Source organism: Bacillus sp. SH7-1, assembly GCF_008042405.1.
GTDB classification, from domain to species: Bacteria; Bacillota; Bacilli; order Bacillales; family Bacillaceae_G; genus Bacillus_A; species Bacillus_A thuringiensis_N.
The window spans coordinates 70,324-89,858 of record NZ_QNUD01000041.1 but is presented as its reverse complement, the minus strand read 5'-3'; the positions used below and the strand labels follow the sequence as shown (position 1 = coordinate 89,858).

Sequence of the window (19,535 nt, the reverse complement as noted above, 5' to 3'; positions counted from 1 at the left end):
TTAGTATATTGTTAGATGCGATAAAAATGACGGATATGAGAATTCCGGCGAATGCTATCATTCATGTAGAAGAGATGAAAGGTGGAGTCGTGTTATCCGTTGAAGTAGACGGCCAAATTATTTATACGATGGCTTATGATGAAGAAACAGATAGTTATGCTGAATTATATGATCGAAACGATAAGAGGGCGTGCCAAGTACATGAGGATTTTATGGGATGGTCACTTCTTCATTAAAAAAGATGTCAATATGACATCTTTTTTTATTAAACCGATAGAATATACAAAGAAATGAAATATAAGGATAAAATTTGTAATAAATGATTTTGCATTGTTAGCACTTTGTAACTGCAAGTGAATTATTTTTTCGCTATCATAAAGATAACAGTCGCAGTTATAGGAGTGGTCAACTTGAAGAAAATACATATTTCCAATTATATGTTATTATGTGTTTGTTTAATTTTATTTGTTCTCTTAGGAGGGTTTTTATATTCATGTGTATAAGAAAAACGCATTCTAAAAAGAACGCGTTATAAAAAAGAAGTAATGATTAATCTAGTTCCGAGAATCATTAATGTAATACGTAATAAATTAATTACGGCCTTACCGCTCAATTTTGTATTGATATAAGCCCCGATTTTTCCACCGATCCATGCACCAGGAATAAGAATTAATGCATAAATCCAGCTGACATTTCCAAGGGAGATGTGAGTTGCAGAACTTACAATTGCTGATAGAAATACGATAAACATCGAAGTTGCTACAGCAATATGTGCTGGGAATGCAAAAAGGAGCATCATTGCGGGAACAAGTAAGGCACCGCCACCAATTCCAAATAAACCAGATATAAAACCAACTATAAAGGCGATAAAGATAGCGAGAAGCGGTGGAAATTGATAGTGTACAGTGTTTCCTTCGTTATCTGTAAAAGAACGCTTAATTACAGTCATATTTGATAAAGAAAGGGGTTTTAATTTGTCTCGTAACATAAGAAGGATGGAGACAAAAATAAGGAAAATCCCAAAATATAAAGAAAATGTATCTTGGTTTAAAAATTTGTTTGCCCATGAGCCGATGATACCACCAGGGCCACTCCCGATAAATAAAATAAGACCACTTTTGTAATCTACTCGTTTATGTTTCATATAAGTAAGGGTGGAAGATAGTCCTGTAAAAACGACTGTTACCATTGAAGTTCCTACTGCAAGTTGTGGTGATAGACTGTGTAATCCGATTAATAACGGAACAATAATAATTCCGCCACCAAGTCCGACTAGGCTCCCGACTGTCCCGGCGATTAGCCCGATGAAAAGTAACATGATGTATTCCAAAATTGCCAACTCCTCTATATAACTTATCCACCAATTATTATACACGCTTTTTAAAGAGAAAAAGGTTTGTTCACAAAAAAGTCGTCTTCCTAGAAAAATAAGGAAGACGACTTTTAATTAAAAGATTAAGTGTAATAAAGAGTAAAATAAAGCAGCTAATGAAGCTGAAATAGGAAGTGTGATAACCCAAGTAATTAACATGCGTTTTGCTGTTCCCCATTTTACACCTTTTACACGGTGAGAAGCACCAACCCCTAAAATAGAAGAAGAGATAACGTGCGTCGTACTAACTGGCAAGTGAATAAATGTTGCACCGAAAATAACAAGTGATGATGATAAATCGGCTGCTACACCATTTACAGGACGAATTTTCATAATTTGTCCACCGACAGTTTTAATAATTTTCCATCCACCGACAGAAGTACCAAGACCCATTGCGATTGCACAAGATAATTGTACCCAGAACGGGATGTCGCTAGAAGTATGATAGTTATTGGCCATAAGAGCCATCGTAATGATTCCCATTGCTTTTTGCGCATCGTTCGTACCATGTGTATAAGCTTGCAATGCGGCAGTGAAAATCTGGAATATACGGAAGTTTTTGTTCGTTTTCGTTAAGTTAAAGTTTTTAAAGACTACTTTAAAAATACTGTATACGATATAACCAATAACAAAAGCGATAATCGGTGAAATGATTAAAGCTTCAAGAATTTTTATGAATCCTTTAAGATTTAACGAGCTAATACCAGCAGCAGCGATAGCTGCACCTGCGATTGAGCCAATAATCGCATGCGAAGAACTACTTGGAATACCGTAGTACCAAGTAATTAAATTCCAAGCTATTGCTGCAAGCAAAGCAGCTAAAATTACAAGAGAACCATTTTGCAAGGCAAATGGGTCAACGATATCTTTTGTAATCGTTTTTGCTACACCTGTAAAAGTCATCGCACCTAAAAAGTTCATAATAGCTGCCATAATAATTGCATGTCTAGGCTTTAGAGCTTTCGTTGAAACAGCCGTTGCAATAGCGTTTGCTGTATCGTGAAATCCATTGATAAAGTCAAAAGCTAAAGCGCAAATGACTACTAAAACGGTCAGTATCAAGAGTGTATCCATGATCAAACTCCTTACGCGTTCTTCATAATAATTGTTTCTAATACGTTTGCAACGCTTTGGCAGCTATCCGCTACTTCTTCAAGCTCTTCGTAAATCTCTTTGTATTGAATAATCTTAATCGGATCTTTCTCACGAGAGAATAAGTGCTTAATCGCATGACGGCGAATATCATCACATTGTGATTCGTAATCCTTAATCTTAATCGCATTTGTGCGAATGTCGACTAATTTCTTTTTAGACAGTAGTTCAACAGAATTTGCAATCTCAATCGCACATTGATTAATTGCTTCAACGAATTTAATCATGTATTCATCAGCTTCTGTAATAGAATACATTTCGAATAGACCAGCACTATGATCTAATCCGTCTAATACATCATCCATACTCATTGCAAGTTGTAGGATGTCCTCACGTTCAATAGGAGTAATAAACGCTTTGTTTAGCTCCATAATGATTTCGTGAATAAATGAGTCACCTTTTGACTCATACTCTTTCATGCGCATAGAAAACTCTTTTAAATCGCTAGCATTTTTAATTTTATACTCCACGAAAAACTGCGCGCCTTCTTTTAAATTTTCGGAAACATTCATTAACATTTCAGAAAATTTATCTTTTTTTGATTTAAAGACCATTATTAGTTACCCCCACAAAAGTAATATATGTAAAATATATTGGCTAGTCAATTCTAACAAAAAACTGTCGTTTTTTAAAACATTTTATCGAAAAGTTTACAAAAACTTAACATAACTCTCATTGTTGTATTAATAATATTAATAATCAATATTGAATATCTTACTTGTAGAATGTCCTTTTCTTGCAAAAAGTATGAATGTGAAAGAAAAGCTTTACACTACAGGAAAGACTACGTTATTATAATAAATTTAAAAGGAGGTAGATTCTTCCTTTTGAAAAGAAGAGTGTAAACAAACGAAGGAAGTGAACGAATGAAATTGAAGAACACTCACTTAAAAAAAATGCAGGAGTGGTTCAACAAGAGGAAGAAACTTCGTAATTCATTAATTGTATTAGGAAGTTTACTTGCTACTTTATTTATTGCTATAAATATAATAATTTCTATTCAAGACATATCTGAATTAAAGCAAGCTGTTCCACAACCGACCTTAATTTATGATGCAAATAATGAAGTTGCGACTAAATTAGCTTCTTCTAAAACAGAAGGTGTTAAGAGGAAAGATATTCCTGATATTATGGTTCAGGCAATTGTTGCAGTAGAAGATAAGGAATTTTTTAACCATCATGGTATTTACTATAGTGGAATTATAAGTGCAGTTTTTAAAAATATTACAGCAGGAGAAGTTGTAGCAGGTGGGAGTACAATTACACAACAACTTGCGAAAAATGTATTTCTGACACAAGACCGTACGTTCTCGCGTAAAATAAAGGAATATTTTTTAACAAAAAAAATAGAACGTACGTATACGAAAGATGAAATTATCGAAATGTACATGAACCAAATTTATTTTGGGGAAGGCGCTTGGGGTATAAAAAGAGCAGCTAAGTCTTATTTTGATAAAGATGTAAAAGATTTAACAATTTCAGAGGCTGCAACGATTGCGGGTTTGATTAAAGCACCGTCTGCGTATTCGCCTTATAAAAACTTTAATAAATCAATCGAACGACGTAATGTTGTATTGAGTTTAATGAAAGAGCAAGGATATATTTCTGACGAACAGTATAATAAAGAAAAAGAGAGCGGTCTTGTGTTAAAACGTGGTGTTGATGATAAATACAAGGGGAAGTACTCTCAATATGTAGACTATATTGTTAGAGAAGCGATGGACAAGTACGAATTAACACAAAATGAAATTTTAGCAGGTGGTTATCGTATTTATACAGAGCTTGATCCGAAAAAACAACAGGCTGTAGAAGACGTTGTGAATAATGATGGTTATTTTAAAGATAGTGGCTCAGACCAACTTATGCAAACAGGTGTAGTTCTTATGAATCCAAAAACAGGTGGTGTACCAGCGTTAGTTGGAGGTAGAGGGCCGTATCAGTTTTTACAGTTTAATCATGCAACCCAATTAAAAAGACAACCTGGCTCAACGTTAAAGCCTCTGGCTGTATATGTACCAGCGTTAGAGCAAGGGTATGAAGTGTACGATGTATTAAAAGATGAACCATTTAATATTAAAGAATATAAACCGCAAAATAGCGATCATACTTTTCACGGTGATGTGACAATGTATGAAGCTGTGGCAAAGTCGTACAATGTTTCAGCTGTTTGGCTATTAGAGCAAATTGGATTAGATAAAGGATTGAAGTCTTTAGAGCGATTTGGTATTCCGTTAGTGCCAGAAGATCGTACGTACCCAATTGCTTTAGGCGGGATGCATGTCGGGACCTCTCCATTTGTAATGGCTCAAGCATACAGTACATTTGCAAATGACGGTGTTCAAGTGGAAGCTCATGCGATTAGGGAGATACAAAATGCTGAAGGTGAAACAATTGGAAAGTGGTATAAGAAAGAGACACGGGTGACGAGCGAGAAAATTGCTCAAAAGATGACATATTTATTAAAAGGTGTTGTCGAAAAGGGTACGGGCGAAAAGGCGAAAGTTAATAATGTCGATACAGCAGGTAAAACAGGGACTACTCAAATTGTAAATGGACCAAGCAACGGTGCAAAGGATTCGTGGTTTGTTGGATATACACCAGATTTAGTAGGTGCGATTTGGGTAGGATATGATAAAACAGATAGCGATCATTATGTTCCAGGTGGGAGTCAAATTACGACGACAATGTTCCGGGATATTATGAAAAAAGCGAATGCCAATCCAGCTCAAAAAGCATTCCAGTTATCGCTCATATCTGAGGCTGATTATAAAAAACAATTGAATACAATTGAAGAGGAAAAACGAAGAAAAGAAGAAGAGAAGAGAAGGCAAGAAGAGGAACAACAAAGAAAAAAAGAGCAACAAGAATGGCTTGATAAAGTGAAAGAGTGGATTCCATCATTTTGGTAAAAGAAAAAGGCGAATAACGAAATTCGCCTTTTTTTGTATGAGAAATTAAGTGAAACTTTAATCGGTGGAGAGTTTTATCTATCTTTACTAGTTGTTAGCCCATAGCAATTGATATAAATGGTATTACTCGTTAAATGTAACATTCGTACTGCCAAAGGATTGAGAATCGTACGTGACGATTATTTTGCCTTTACTAATAGGTTCGTAAGGTATTTCTTCTTCGTAATTACCATTATTTTCATTATGGATAGAAAGCGTGATTTCATCAATTTCTTTATTTGTATACTGATCTTTAATCGTTTCAGCAATTTGGAGTAATGCTTCGGAACTAGAAGCCTGCGTAATAAGCATTCCTTTTATAACTTTTTTTTCATTCTTTGTGGCATTTGAATAAGGGATGTTGCTTTGTTTTGTATACAAAAGTTTGTATGGAACAGTTATTCTCTCTGCTTTTGATATAGTGGAATATTTTAGAGTTAAAAAAAATCCTACACATAAAATAATGCATACCATAAGAGCAAACCAAATGCGTATTAGTGACATAACTCTCATTTTCATCCCTCTTTCATATCTTTGACTTCACTATTTATCATACAAAATGAGGATTAAGATAGAGTAAATTTGAGGTAAAGAAACGTAAAGAAGGAGCACTTATCCTCCCAAATAAGTGCTCCTTTCTATATAAAGAGAGATTTAATGCACGGTTAAACGATACATATTATTATAAATATACTTATTGATTGAAAATTAGTAAATTCGGAATACGGATAGTGTTGCAGTTGTATCACCTGTGTTAGGAATAGAAATTGTGTTTGCTGTAGGCTGTACAGCAATCGTTGTACCAGCTTGTAAAGTAACGATTGTAGAGAAAGAAACAGCACTACCGATAACGTTAGTTGAGAAATTACGAGTAGGTGGTTGGCCATTGAATGAAATACCGAATCCAAATGGTGAAGATCCTGGGAAAGTTGTAGACGCTGAGAAACTAATATCATATACGCCTGTTTCTAAAATTGTTAAAGTATCTGAAGTATCGTTGAAAGAGATGTTAGTTAATTCGAAAACTTGGTTGAATTGGATGTTTGTTCCAGGGGATATGGTTTGTGGATTAGAGTTTCCGATTGCTGCGATAGTTACAGGAATTGGAGTACCCGCTGGTCCTGTTGCGCCAGTAGCCCCAGTAGCCCCTTGAGCCCCAGTAGCGCCAGTAGCACCCGCTGGCCCTTGAATACCTTGAGCCCCAGTAGCACCCGCTGGCCCTTGAATACCTTGAGCCCCAGTAGCGCCAGTAGCACCTGCTGGCCCTTGAATACCTTGAGCCCCAGTAGCGCCAGTAGCACCCGCTGGCCCTTGAATACCTTGAGCCCCAGTAGCGCCAGTAGCACCCGCCGGTCCTTGAGGTCCAGTAGCCCCAGTAGCTCCTCCTCCAAGGCAATCTGATCCGTATTGAAACAGGATAGTTTGGATCTCTGTTATGAGTTTAACTAGTTTGTCGATAGTACAGCAATCTACTTTGAATAACTTAGCGATATACAATAAATAATTAAGCAGGCTTTGTAGCTCAACGTACAATGCTCCGCACGAGAAAGGTGTTGTTCTTAAAATAGTTAATAGATTAGCAATAATAGAATTTCCAATTTGTTTTTGGGCAGGAGACAAATCTAAGCAATTGAGGAATTTTTGTAGGTTATTTAGGGCAACAATCAAGTTATCGATATTAGCTTGAGAAGGATTTTGAAAGACAGCTTGAATAGCTTGACCAAGAGCTTGAAGAAGTCTAACGAATTCTGTAAGTTCGGACTTAGAGATGTTAATATGACTGCAAGCTCTGACTTCGCAACAATCATTACCATAAAATACTTTTCCATTATTTTTATTGTTCATCTGTTCATTCCTTTCTTTCATAGAATCAATAGTCATTACTATATATTAAAATGAAATTTAAACTAAATTCGTGATGGACAAACTACTATTTCTAAAAAATAAGAAATTGGCCCACCTAGCACAAATAAGTAAATTATAGAGAAAGTTTTATATGATTTAAAGAAGAAAAGTTCAACATAAAAAAACTGCATGCCAACTGTTGAGGGATTTAACAATTGGCATGCAGTTCGTGGATTGGATTTTATTTGTATTGATTTAATCTTTCAAGGGCTGTTTTAGGTAGGATTGGAATTGAAATAGTAAAAGTTGTACCATCTTCATTACTAGTCATTTTTAATGTACCATTATGATTTTGAATAATTTTTTTCGTTACTGACAAGCCGAGCCCTGTGCCGGAATCTTTTGTTGAGAAGAATGGATCAAAGATATATTCTTGAATGGCTGGTGGAATACCAATCCCATTATCAGTGAAAGTAATACGAACAAAATTATCTAGGCGGTAACTAGTGATTTGGATAGAAAGTTTGTTTTCGCCTTGAGCATCGACAGCGTTCTGGAATAAGTTTAAAAAAACTTGTACAAGTTCATGACGATCAATATGGACTAATACATCATCTAATTCGGTAGAAAAATTATAATCAATTGAAATGTTATGTAAAAAGACTTCACTAGCTAGTAACTGTTGAATATACTCACGTAAAAATGTATTAATAGGAAACGGTTCTCTTGTAAATTCGCGTGTTTTTGAAATAGATAAAAATTTTGTAATGATACTATTTGCGCGATCTAATTCAGGAATAAGTAAGTTTTTAAATAGTTCTTTATTAGATGGAGAAACACTCTCTTGCAAAAATTGTAAATATCCTCGTACGGTTGTAAGAGGATTGCGTACTTCATGTGCAATCCCAGCTGCGATTCGCCCTGCTAACGAAAATTTCTCTGCATCACGTTCTGTGTTTAAATAATGAAAAACACTAATAACTCTAAAAATCTCTCCGTTATAATCACGAATAATTCGGTTATTTAAAATGCCATAGTTTTTGTCTAAAACTTCTTCATTATATATTTCAGTGCCCGTTCTTAATGTTTCAAGTGCTTTAATTTTTTCTTCTGGCAAGTTTAGTAATTGTTGAATTGGCTTCCCAATTATATCATTTCGTACTACACCAAAATCATCTGCGGCAGCTTGATTACATAAAGTTATATTTCCTTTACTATCAACAAAGGTTACATGATGTGAAAAAGCATCAAAAATATGAACAAAGTATGTTTCAAGTTGTTTAAATAAAAACAATGAATCGCAAGTAAGTTGAAAATCAGCCTCTTTATTCTCTTTTGGTATGTTTTGAATGGAATGAGTCGATCTCGTTTTCTTTATTTGTAAACCAATATGTGGATTTTTATATGTGAAATGATGTGGTAATTGATTCACAAGTTTTTCATAAAAACGTACTTTATTTTCTAGTTCTTCTATTCGTTTTTCATGAGATACAATATCATCGTTTGGAAGCATAAATAAATAACCCCTCAATTTAAAAATTCTTCCATCTAGTATATCATATTTTTATAAGGAGACTCTTAAAGAAGGGACTACTTAATGAAATTGATTGGTCGAAGTGTTCAGGAAGTGAGTAGAATGAATAGAAGATGAAGCTGAAAAGGGAGGGATATATTTTGCTTTTCATTGGAGTGACAGGGTGGGGAGATCATGATTCTTTATATATAGACCCCTATGAAAATAGAAATAAATTACGAACATATAGTGAGTATTTTCCTATAGTCGAAGTGGATAGTTCATTTTATGCGATGCAACCTGCACGAAACTATACAAAATGGGCAATGGAAACACCGAAAGATTTTTCTTTTATCGTAAAAGCATATCAAGGGATGACAGGACATATGAAAGGTGAAATCCCTTTTTCTACGTTTGATGAGATGTTTGATGTGTACAAACAATCTATTCTTCCTTTAATAGAAGCTGATAAATTAAAAACGATTTTATTTCAATATCCACCATGGTTTGATTGTAAAAAGAAAAATGTGGATTTTCTTCGATATACGAAAGAAAAAATGGAAGGGTTGCCGTGTGCGATAGAATTTCGAAATCAAACATGGTTTTATCCAGAAATGAGAGATAAGACGTTACAGTTTTTGGAAAAGGAGAAATGGATTCATACAATTTGTGATGAGCCACAGGCAGGGATGGGTTCAGTACCGCTCATATTAGAAGTAACGAATGCAGAGATGGTGTTAATACGTTTTCATGGCCGGAATGTTCATGGTTGGCTTGATAAAGGAGAAAATTGGAGAGCGGTTCGCTGTTTATATCGCTACAATAATAAAGAATTAGAAGAATGGGTAGAAAGACTAGAACAATTAAAAAAGAAGACAAAGGACATATATATACTATTTAATAATAATTCAGGCGGAGATGCAGCTGATAATGCGAAACAGCTTATGAAAATGATGAACATTACATATGGTGAGCCAAAGCCTGAGCAATTAAATTTGTTTGAATGATAATAAACAAGAAAGGCACTGTACAAACAGGGGGAATGTACAGTGCCTTTCTATATGAAAAAGAGGGGTAACAATGTTACTGAGCGTTTGGTTGATTCATCAATTGTTGGCTTCATAATAAATGATAATGGTTATCATTATCATTGTCAATAGTTTTCCGAAAAATAAATAAAAAACTTTTTATGAGATATTAACGATAGGGAGATCCCTAATAGAAGTTTGGCTGAAGTAAAGAATTGTTTCGAGGCAGATTTCCAGCAGCCCCCTGATAAAGTATAAAAAAAGAACAGCAATTAATGCTGTTCTTTTCCAGTGACGAATTGTTGTAAATCAAAAGGAGTTATCGCTTGGATAAATTCTTTTGAGATAAGTGTTTGAACAAGAGTACTTTCAGAAATAGAAGCACCTGTTTTCTTTTCATAAGCTTGTTTTAATAAATCAAGTTTTTCAGCCGTTTCTTTCGGTAATTCAATTGTTAATGTGTTCATAATTTCTCCCCCTTACTATTAGAGTACCACTACAATATAGGAGAGACAAGCAAAGAGAGTGTGAAACATAAAAAAGGTTACCATTTATAAATGGTAACCTTTTTTATGTATAAGAGTTATTAAGCAATACCGATATACTTTAAAGTTTTTGATGGAGTACTATGGTCAAAGAAGTGTTGTAAAAATGCAATGTCAACACCTGATTTGTATGCACAATATCCCCAAGTTTTTCGAAGTGTATGTGAGCTAATCCCTTCTAATCCAACTTCTTTTGCAGCTTTGTTTAAAATGTACCATGCATGTTGTCTCGTAATAGATTTTGTTCCCTTTTGAGACTTTAATAACGGTTCATTACGTTTCCAAGTTTTACGTTCTTTCATGTAGTCTTCGATCGCGTGCTGTAAGTCTTCATTTACAGCAAACCATTTATGTTTCTTTACTTTTTCATTGTAAAATAAAATGGAATGGCGAACATTTTCATTTTCATCGATTACATCACTAACTTTTAATTGTAAGATTTCACTTACTTTTAAGCCAGAATTTACAGCTAATACGAATAATAAGCCATCACGTTTCGAAGATTGTAAAAGTATATTTTTGATAGTTTCTAATTGTTTTTCATTTTGAATAGGTTGTCCTGCTTGTTTCATTTCACGCACTCTCCTCTTTTATATGTGTAAAGGAAAGGATTAACTTGTTTCTTACTATAAAGGGAGAGTGTGAATTTCATGTGAACTCCTAGTGAAATTAAGACAAATTATTTGACTTCTTTTACTTTTTGTAAATTAAAGTAGAATACAACACTATTAGTCGTGTTATATACGCCGTATTCGGCATGGTGGAGATCTAAAATGTTTTTTACAATAGATAAACCGAGACCAGTACCACCAGTATGACGGCTACGAGATGCGTCTAAACGGTAGAAACGATCCCAAATTTTTTCAAGACTTTCTTCTGGAATAGGGTTTCCTGTGTTTTCGATTTCGACTTTTACTGTATCTTCCATTGCCATAACGGAGACTTGTATTTTTTCTCCATCTGGCGTATAGCGAATTGCATTGCTAAGTAAGTTCACAACCACTTGCTCAATACGACTACGATTCGCTTTCACAAATATAGAAGGGTCTACATCTATATTCACTTGTAAATGTTTTTCCTCCATGCTAAATAATAACTTTGTATAGACTTGTTGAATTAATTCACCGATTGAGAATGTCGTCATATCTAGTTTGTACGTACCTGATTCTAATTTTGCTAATTCTAACATTTCAACAATAAGTCTGTTCATGTTTTCTGTTTCTTCTAAAATAACATCTGTGTAATACGTCGTATCTTTACTAACACCATCTTTAATTCCTTCTGCAAAACTTCTAATTACACTAAGCGGTGTTTTTAATTCGTGTGATACACCAGAAATGAATTCTTTTCGCGTTTTCTCTAATTGACGTTCACGTTCAATATCTTGTTGTAATTTTGTGTTGGCAACATTTAACCGATCGATTCGATCTTTTAAGTTTACAGATAACGTATTAATACTACCGGAAAGCCCGCCAATTTCATCGTCTGCTGTCACAGGTAATTTCTCACTAAAATCAAAATTGGCCATTTTCTTTGTAACGCGATTAATTTTAATTAATGGTTTCACAATGATTTTTGAATAGTAGAAGGATAACAAAATAATTACGAGAAAAACGATGATTAAAGCATAGACATAATAATCCTTTAAAACGAGCATTGCTTCATTAACAGGTTGCAAAGATGCTATTGCAAAAGCATATTCTGTAATTTTTCCATCTTTCATAATAGGTTTTACAAAGATACTATTTTTTATATTCTCCCCGCCATCTATTATATAAGTGTTCAATTGATGTGAGTTAGCAGTACCATTTCTAATAATTTCTGCAAAATATTGAACGGCTCGTAATGTTTCAATATCATTTGCAAGACGAACCTCGGCTTTCGATGGAAGCTGTAACTTAGATACAATACCAGTGAATTCAATTTGAGTCACAGGTTTGTATCGGCTTGTAAGTCTATTTTTAGAAGGGTTGCCATTAATGGATGAAAAATCTGAATTGAAACGTTCGTTTTGCCATCGATTATAACTTGTTGTTAATTCTATTGGTGTTATTGTTTTCTCTCGTACCAAACCGACGACATTTATCATGTCATCTTTTTTCAATCCTAAGTTTTCGAATTTTTTATATTCTTCGGGCGTTAAAAGATTATTGAGCGGAATGGAATATGTTTCATTATTTTTAGGATTAGTGACATCAATGTAGTAATTATTGTCACTTTTAATAATGCCTTCAGAATTTAAAAATTGCATATCAGCATTTGTTTTATCATGAAATTCTTGTTTTAGTTTTCTAATTTCTTCATAACTTTTACCACTTTTTTCGTAAGTATCTACGAACTTCTCAAAAGCAGTTTGAACTGTTTTTACTTTTTTATTAATATAAAATTTCTCTAAAAATAGAGATTGTCCTAGGAAAAAGAGGAGGAATATGATTGTAAATAATGTTGATGTTAATAAAAATAGTTTAAAGACGATACTTCTGTTTTTCACTGCGTCACCTCTTGTGAGAAATACTGTAAATGATTACTTTATTATAACAAACGTTACAAAAAAGTAGAGGAGAAAATCTGTCTCTTCCGAAAGTAGTTTTTAATAAAAAGTCACATAAAAAGAACTCGACAGACGTATGACGAGTTCTTTAATGTATTATTGTTGAATTGCTGCATCTAAAGCGATTTCAATCATTTCGTTAAATGTAGTTTGACGTTCTTCTGATGTAGTTTCTTCACCAGTGAAGATATGATCGCTTACTGTTAATACAGATAACGCATTTACACCGTATTTCGCTGCTAATGTGTAAAGAGCAGTTGTTTCCATTTCTACTGCTAGTACACCGTAATCTCCAAGTTTTTTAACCATGTCCATGCTTTCACGGTAAAATACATCTGCTGTTAAAACGTTACCAACACGAACGTGTAAGCCTTTTTCAGTTCCAGCATCGTAAGCTTTCTTTAAAAGGTCGAAGTTTGCAGCTGGTGCAAAATCAAAACCAGGGAATGTTAAACGGTTCATATTAGAATCCGTACAAGCTGTCATTGCAATAATAACGTCACGTACTTTTACGTCTTTTTGAATGGCACCGCAAGTTCCAACGCGAATTAAATTTTTAACTCCGTAGCTTTGGATTAATTCGTTTACATAAATAGAAATAGAAGGAACCCCCATACCTGTACCTTGAACAGATACACGTTTTCCTTTATAAGTTCCAGTGAAACCTAACATACCACGCACGTTATTATAGCAAGTAACGTCCTCTAGAAATGTTTCAGCAATATATTTTGCACGTAATGGATCACCTGGTAATAGAATAGATTCAGCAATTTCGCCTTGTTTTGCTTCGATATGTACACTCATGAAAAAGTCCTCCTTATAATGTATTGATAGAAATCAATATCATTTGCATTATACACTACGAATCCTTTCAATTAAAATCTTTTTATTATTTGTAATATGTGCAAAGCAGGAGGATTTCATAAATCATAATCTAGAATATATATGTAAGAAGTTTTGTATAAACAGAGACAATAAAAATGGTAGGTGATGTTTTGAAAAATCTTGTCATTGGACTTGTTGCTTTACTATTTATTGTAGTAGGAGGATTTTACATAAAAAAGTATCAGGAAACTACAGAGACTGTAGGTGATGTTCAGGAAGTAAAATGGGATGTGTCAAATGGAAAAGGAAATGAGAAGGTAAATATTTCGTTTCAATTATTAAATAATAAAAATAACGAAGTTCGTGGTGTGAATGATCAAATTCGGGCAATTATTGTAGACGGACAATTAAAGCATGTACAACAAATGAAACCTACATTCGCAGGGAATGGATCATATAAGGTATCTTCTAAAATAGCGAAAGATGAAGGATATACAATATTTTTATATGAAGACAAAAATAAGTCTGTGCAATCATTTGCGAAGAAAGATTTTGGGAAAGAAATGGACGAGAAAAATAAGAAAAAAGTAAAATTTCCAATCGATAGTGTACTTACAAAAAAAATAGGGGAGTATGAAGTTTCTCTTTTATTTGGTGCATTGCATCCAAATGAACCAGTGACGTTAACATTTCAATTCCAAGCGAAAAAGGGTGAAAAATTGAAATTACATTCAGAAAGAGGAGAAGTAGAGGCGCTCTATATCGTGGACGAAACGAGAGAAAACTTTTTATACGCAATACCTGTTGATACAGATGAGCAATTACAATATCGTATTACATTTCCTAGTGAAGGAACGTATAAAATATGGGGGGATTTCTATATAAATGGTAAGAAATATGAAAAAGAATTTATTGTACAAGTTCAAAAAAGAAAAAACAGCTAAATCTTTAGCTGTTTTTTCTTTTTCCTATTAATTTTGTTACAGAGAGCATTGTAAGTGGTAAAGAATGATTCTTTCTAAATGCCAAATATTTACCGCTCCATGCTGGTTTATATTTTTCTTTAAAATGTCGTAACCCGCTGAAGCTATACGTATATCGAACATTATTAAAGATGGCAGCAGCAACCCGTTCAGACCAGAAAGATTGTGTCGATAAACCTACATTTGAAAGTGGTGCCATACCAATATTAAAGGAATGATATTCATTTTCTTTGGCCCACTGGAATAGGTGGATGAAAATTGCATCCATAATGCCGCTAGGTGCATCTGGATAATATCGCATTAAATCAACAGATAATGATCCGTCTTGATATACGGGCATAAAGGTTGTGAATGCGATGATTTTTCCATCCACATCAGATAATGTAGCGATAGGTGCTCGGCTAATATATTCACGATCAAAGTATCCGAGTGAAAAACCTTTCTCTTTTTTACCACCGAGCCACGCATCTGAAACTTTTTTTAATTCTTCATATAGTTCGTCTGAGAACGGTGGCTGGTGAATAGAGAATGTATAGCCTTCTCTTTCAAAACGGTTGAAAGTAGCTCGCATACCGGCACGTTTTTTTCCTGTTATTGTAAATGCATTCAAATCAACGACAGCCTCTTCACCAAGCTTAAAGAAGTTATAACCAAAATCATGATATAAACTCATCCATTTACTTTCGATTTGGTAGAATACACAAATGTACCCAAATCGATCAGCCTCAGCTAAAAACTCTTGTAACACAGTACGGTAGGAGGAAGAATCACCAATTGGATCACCTAGTACAATAAGACGCTTTCCAGTTATAGAGAAGAGAAGGAGTGCTTTCCCATCACTACTGAAGAAGAATTGTTTATCACCTAAAAATCCTAAATGACTAAGTACATTTCCGTTATGTTCATCTAAAAAGTTTTGTAACCTTTTGTCATTAGCTGGTTGCCCGGGAAATTCATTTCGATAACGATTGGCAATGAGTGAGCCAATCAGTAAAAAGGTAGGAACGAAAAAGGCAGCTGCTAATGCACTTCGTTTCACTTGTGTAATATTACGAACAACAAAATCAGGTTTAAAAGCTTCTTTTGCACCTGCAAATAAAATACCTAGGTTTTTATATAAATATAACGTTACAAGTAAGAATATAAAAACTTTTACCATATCAGAAAGTGAGACTTCCATTTTCTCGCGCACAAATCTTTTTCGAAGCATATATAATACCGCGAGTACGATTAATAAAATAAACGTTTCTTCAATATCAATTCCTTTTAGTGTATTAAAGATAGCCGCTCCAATTAAAGAAACAATCGTCATATAATAAGAGCGTTTTGTTCCATAATATATCCCACGTGAAAGGATTAGGAGGAGAATACCGAATGTTAGTGATAAGCTAAAAGAAAATTGAATAAGATGTTTTGGAGCTAGAATATGTAAGGCGTGTGCTCTGTTTATACTTGTCGGTAGAATGGTCGATAAAATAACCATTAGTCCAGCAAATACTGTTAAAGCAGCAGATGCCCATGAACCAAGCTTTCCTAGAAAATCACGCTGCAAAGTCCATATAACACCAGTTGTTTCTAATGCAGGCGCAATAAAAGGTTTATCTTCAAACTTTTTAATGGCCACACCTGTCATTTCAAAAGCTGCAAAAATAAGGCCAAGGCAGAAAGGTAAAATGTAATAGACGAGGCGATATAATAACATAGCAGGTAGTAATACACCTGTATCAATGCCGTACTGTCCGAGTCCAGTTAAAAAGACAAGATCAAATGAACCAAGTCCACCAGGTACAAGACTAACAACGCCAGCTAAAGCAGCAATTACATACACACCTAAAAACTTTTGAAATTCGATGTCAATACCAAATAATATTAATATGACATACATAACAATACCAGCAGATACCCACTCAACTAATGAAACTAGTGAGTATAAAACAGTTGGGTTTTTCTCTTCTCCTTCTTCTTCTTGTCCTTCAGTTTGCTTTGTTTTTCTATTTTTTAGTTTAGAAAAGCCAATATATATAGGGACGAAAAGAGCGAAAAAGATAAGAACAGGCCATAGCCACGGTTTTTCATGCAAAATAAAACTTGTGTCTAATATTCCAATCAGGCCGAGGAATGAAAGAATGGCTAATCCGTTAATAAAAGCAGTTGTCATCCAGGCGATACTTTTAATAAGTTTGCCATTTTCTTTTATGTATGGACGATAAAGCATTGTGCGTACACCAGCTCCAACGAGACCACCAAATCCGATAAAGCCATTTAAAGTATTAGCAATCCATGAGATGCGGAAAATCTTTTGGACTGGTATATCAGCTTTTAAATAACGAAGCATAACATAGTCATAAAAGAACATTGTTGATACGGCAAATGCGCCAAGTGTAATTGCTAAAAAAACTCCTCCGGTTGGAATGTTTTTAATTGTATCGATTGCTTCTAAAAAAGAAATGCCTGCTAATTCTTTTTTTGCTTGAAAGAATACAATTGTTAATACAACAAATGGGAAGATAATTTTCCCGATTTGTAAGAAACGTTTCCATGAAAACGACATAAATACAACTCTCCTTGTATAAGAAAACTGAGACAATAATATTATTATGACAAACTTCAAGAAAAATAAAAAGGTAAATTCCTGTATGGGGAAGCTATTTTTTATAAGGATTATATTTGAAAGAGTATTTCGTTTGTCAGAAAATTAAGTTAAAATGAAATGAAAGAAGGAAGAGAGGGGAAGTAGATGATAATAATAGGTTATGCGGGATATGAGTTAGAGAAAGCAAAACCTAATACATCAGAAGATTTTTTTAATAGATCTGAAGTGACATATATATTAAATGATAAAGAAAGAACCTTTTCTGTTTTATATGTTCGGTATTTTGAAGAAGTTTTACAAGAAATTACTCCTTTTGAAGGAAATCCATTATGTAAAGTAGAAAATCAAGACATATATTTGCGGGATATTGTAGCGATATGTTGTTTACTAAAAGAGAATGAGCTACGTACGCAAAAACGTTTGTATTTAAATAATATAGAAGTATTTGAAAAATATTTTGATAAGGAAACGGTGTTGAAAGTACAAGAAATATTGGCTGAATTACATAAAAATAAAAGAGTAGAAATAGCGTGAAATGGCAAAGGAGAGGGAAAAAATGTCTAATCTGATGGTTGAAAATCAAACAGAACAAGTTTCTATATTTTTAGAAGATGTTATTACTTTGATAACCAATTATGTAAATTATCATACGTTGCCTTCTTTATTAGAAGAGACACCGACAGGGAACGAGCAATATTATATAGGGTTATTAGCATCAATAAGGCGTCTTCTCGTTTTTTGTGAAGAAGGACATGATGCATGTTTTGTTTTGTTGAATAGCCAGCCATTTCGAAAAACAGCAGCTGAAAAAATTTTATATAAAATTTATCATCAAGTAATTGCAGAGTTTTTTTCACCAAAGAGTGATCATTGGTATGAAAATAGTCGCTCTGCCTATACAGGGAAAAATTCCATCGTGTTTCAACAAACGCCACCTGTATCTATAGAGCAAGTAATGAAGAATTTAGAAGGTAAATTTCAATTGATGCGTGAAGAACTAGAATATTATGAGACGGATTACCAAACAAAGATGTTACACAAATATTAATTGCGAAAAAGAAGCTAAGGGGACTTAGCTTCTTTTCCTTTTGTACAGTTATATAAGGGATTTCCTTTGAATATATTTAAGGGGATAGCATTAAGGAGGTGTAACATGAGTCAGCAAGGTGTATTTACAGATTACTTTCATGAAGTAGAAAGCTGGTGTGAAAGTGTTCTTCACGTATTAGATAGCCGTGCGATGGAAGTGTATGATGTCCATATGCTTGCTTATAAAATTCAAACGTTATTAGACCGTATGAAAGAGCATGAGTATGATACAGATGCAGAGTTTATGTATGAAATAAGTGATGATGTAGAACATATTCAGCATCATTTGCAGGAAGTATTTGTACAGGGAGAAGAGGAATATGAACTATATGAAAGAGGGGATAGTGAACGAGCTGTTCCAATTGGAGGGCATACACTCCCACCATTACCATATCCGTATAATGCGTTAGAACCGTATATATCTAGAGAAATTATGATGTTACACCATGATAAACATCATCGCAGTTACGTGGAAGGATTAAATAAGGCAGAGAAGATGATGGAAGAAGCGAGAAAAACAAATCAATTTGATTTAATTAAGCATTGGGAAAGAGAAGCGGCCTTTCATGGATCAGGTCATTACTTACACACGATATTTTGGAATAACATGAAAAAAGGTGGCGGCGGAAGTCCAAGAGGGGCTCTTTCACACCGAATTGAACAAGATTTTGGAAGTTTCTTGCGTTTTCAAAAACATTTCACAGAAGCAGCCTCTAAAGTGGAAGGTTCAGGATGGGCGATTCTCGTTTGGGTGCCACGATCGGGAAGATTAGAAATTTTGCAGAGTACACTTCATCAATTATTTACACAATGGGATACGATACCGCTCCTTGTACTAGACGTGTGGGAACATGCGTATTATTTACAATACCAAAATCGTAAAGATGAATATATAAAAAACTGGTGGCATGTTGTAAATTGGCCTGATGTAGAAAAAAGATTTGAAAGTGCAAAACAAATTGAATGGACACCGTATTAGACGCATATTGTATGCGTCTTTTTTATCCCGTAAACGCCCGAATATTGAGGGCTATTAATCAGTGGAGGATGGACAAAGCTCTAACTAATTAAAGTTTTGCTTTATTGAGAAG

Annotated in this window: 18 protein-coding genes; 7 read left to right on the top strand and 11 right to left on the bottom strand. The window is 34.2% G+C overall.

Annotated elements, in window-relative coordinates; all coding sequences use genetic code 11:
* Nucleotides 1-8: 8 nt before the first annotated feature.
* Nucleotides 9-236, top strand: a complete 228-nt coding sequence (locus tag DN390_RS25700; protein WP_000882907.1) for a hypothetical protein — start codon at nt 9-11, stop codon at nt 234-236.
* A 293-nt stretch (nt 237-529) separates the two neighbouring features.
* Here the strand turns inward: DN390_RS25700 and DN390_RS25695 are convergent, their stop codons facing one another.
* The 3 genes from DN390_RS25695 to DN390_RS25685 all read right to left on the bottom strand — a co-directional run bounded on the left by DN390_RS25695 (nt 530) and on the right by DN390_RS25685 (nt 3,078).
* A complete protein-coding gene (locus DN390_RS25695; protein ID WP_060630138.1) occupies nt 530-1,330 on the bottom strand; it encodes a sulfite exporter TauE/SafE family protein in 801 nt (266 codons plus the stop codon).
* 117 nt (nt 1,331-1,447) lie between these two features.
* A complete protein-coding gene (locus tag DN390_RS25690; RefSeq protein ID WP_060630139.1) occupies nt 1,448-2,446 on the bottom strand; it encodes an inorganic phosphate transporter in 999 nt (332 codons plus the stop codon).
* An 11-nt stretch (nt 2,447-2,457) separates the two neighbouring features.
* Nucleotides 2,458-3,078: a DUF47 domain-containing protein gene (locus tag DN390_RS25685; protein WP_000231446.1), complete on the bottom strand. Its 621-nt coding sequence runs from the start codon at nt 3,076-3,078 to the stop codon at nt 2,458-2,460.
* Nucleotides 3,079-3,390: 312 nt separating this feature from the next.
* On the opposite strand from DN390_RS25685, the gene DN390_RS25680 reads away from it, so the two are divergent.
* Nucleotides 3,391-5,433: a transglycosylase domain-containing protein gene (locus DN390_RS25680; RefSeq protein ID WP_060630140.1), complete on the top strand. Its 2,043-nt coding sequence runs from the start codon at nt 3,391-3,393 to the stop codon at nt 5,431-5,433.
* A gap of 123 nt (nt 5,434-5,556) precedes the next feature.
* Here the strand turns inward: DN390_RS25680 and DN390_RS25675 are convergent, their stop codons facing one another.
* The 3 genes from DN390_RS25675 to DN390_RS25660 form a co-directional block, all read right to left on the bottom strand.
* Nucleotides 5,557-5,985 (bottom strand): hypothetical protein, encoded by a 429-nt coding sequence (locus DN390_RS25675; protein WP_147808818.1) that lies wholly within the window; start codon nt 5,983-5,985, stop codon nt 5,557-5,559.
* A 195-nt stretch (nt 5,986-6,180) separates the two neighbouring features.
* Nucleotides 6,181-7,317, bottom strand: coding sequence for a Gly-Xaa-Xaa repeat protein (locus DN390_RS30835; RefSeq protein WP_179955782.1), 1,137 nt, complete (start codon nt 7,315-7,317; stop codon nt 6,181-6,183).
* Nucleotides 7,318-7,558: 241 nt separating this feature from the next.
* Nucleotides 7,559-8,830 (bottom strand): ATP-binding protein, encoded by a 1,272-nt coding sequence (locus tag DN390_RS25660; protein WP_060630143.1) that lies wholly within the window; start codon nt 8,828-8,830, stop codon nt 7,559-7,561.
* 161 nt (nt 8,831-8,991) lie between these two features.
* On the opposite strand from DN390_RS25660, the gene DN390_RS25655 reads away from it, so the two are divergent.
* Nucleotides 8,992-9,837, top strand: a complete 846-nt coding sequence (locus tag DN390_RS25655; protein ID WP_060630144.1) for a DUF72 domain-containing protein — start codon at nt 8,992-8,994, stop codon at nt 9,835-9,837.
* A 293-nt stretch (nt 9,838-10,130) separates the two neighbouring features.
* Here the strand turns inward: DN390_RS25655 and DN390_RS25650 are convergent, their stop codons facing one another.
* The 4 genes from DN390_RS25650 to deoD all read right to left on the bottom strand — a co-directional run bounded on the left by DN390_RS25650 (nt 10,131) and on the right by deoD (nt 13,758).
* Nucleotides 10,131-10,325, bottom strand: a complete 195-nt coding sequence (locus DN390_RS25650; protein ID WP_001094861.1) for a DUF3924 domain-containing protein — start codon at nt 10,323-10,325, stop codon at nt 10,131-10,133.
* Nucleotides 10,326-10,444: 119 nt separating this feature from the next.
* Complete coding sequence (locus DN390_RS25645; RefSeq protein ID WP_000806236.1) at nt 10,445-10,975, bottom strand: tyrosine-type recombinase/integrase; 531 nt, start codon at nt 10,973-10,975, stop codon at nt 10,445-10,447.
* A 107-nt stretch (nt 10,976-11,082) separates the two neighbouring features.
* A complete protein-coding gene (locus DN390_RS25640; protein WP_060630145.1) occupies nt 11,083-12,894 on the bottom strand; it encodes a sensor histidine kinase in 1,812 nt (603 codons plus the stop codon).
* A gap of 156 nt (nt 12,895-13,050) precedes the next feature.
* Nucleotides 13,051-13,758 carry a purine-nucleoside phosphorylase gene (deoD, locus tag DN390_RS25635; RefSeq protein ID WP_000110707.1) on the bottom strand — a complete coding sequence of 236 codons (708 nt, stop codon included), beginning with the start codon at nt 13,756-13,758 and terminating at the stop codon, nt 13,051-13,053.
* Between the two features lie 176 nt (nt 13,759-13,934).
* Here deoD and DN390_RS25630 point away from each other — a divergent pair, with 176 nt between their 5' ends.
* The gene (locus tag DN390_RS25630) at nt 13,935-14,723 is read left to right on the top strand and encodes a hypothetical protein (RefSeq protein ID WP_060630147.1); all 789 of its coding nucleotides are present in this window, start codon (nt 13,935-13,937) and stop codon (nt 14,721-14,723) included.
* 4 nt (nt 14,724-14,727) lie between these two features.
* On the opposite strand, the gene mprF is transcribed toward DN390_RS25630, so the two are convergent.
* On the bottom strand, nt 14,728-17,313 hold the full coding sequence (mprF, locus tag DN390_RS25625; RefSeq protein WP_147808817.1) for a bifunctional lysylphosphatidylglycerol flippase/synthetase MprF: 2,586 nt from the start codon (nt 17,311-17,313) through the stop codon (nt 14,728-14,730).
* Between the two features lie 186 nt (nt 17,314-17,499).
* On the opposite strand from mprF, the gene DN390_RS25620 reads away from it, so the two are divergent.
* The 3 genes from DN390_RS25620 (at nt 17,500) to DN390_RS25610 (ending at nt 19,423) form a co-directional block, all read left to right on the top strand.
* Nucleotides 17,500-17,889, top strand: coding sequence for a hypothetical protein (locus DN390_RS25620; protein WP_098951083.1), 390 nt, complete (start codon nt 17,500-17,502; stop codon nt 17,887-17,889).
* A 22-nt stretch (nt 17,890-17,911) separates the two neighbouring features.
* On the top strand, nt 17,912-18,403 hold the full coding sequence (locus DN390_RS25615) for a YpuI family protein (RefSeq protein ID WP_147808816.1): 492 nt from the start codon (nt 17,912-17,914) through the stop codon (nt 18,401-18,403).
* Nucleotides 18,404-18,508: 105 nt separating this feature from the next.
* Nucleotides 18,509-19,423, top strand: coding sequence for a superoxide dismutase (locus DN390_RS25610; protein ID WP_060630150.1), 915 nt, complete (start codon nt 18,509-18,511; stop codon nt 19,421-19,423).
* The last annotated feature ends 112 nt before the right edge of the window (nt 19,424-19,535 follow it).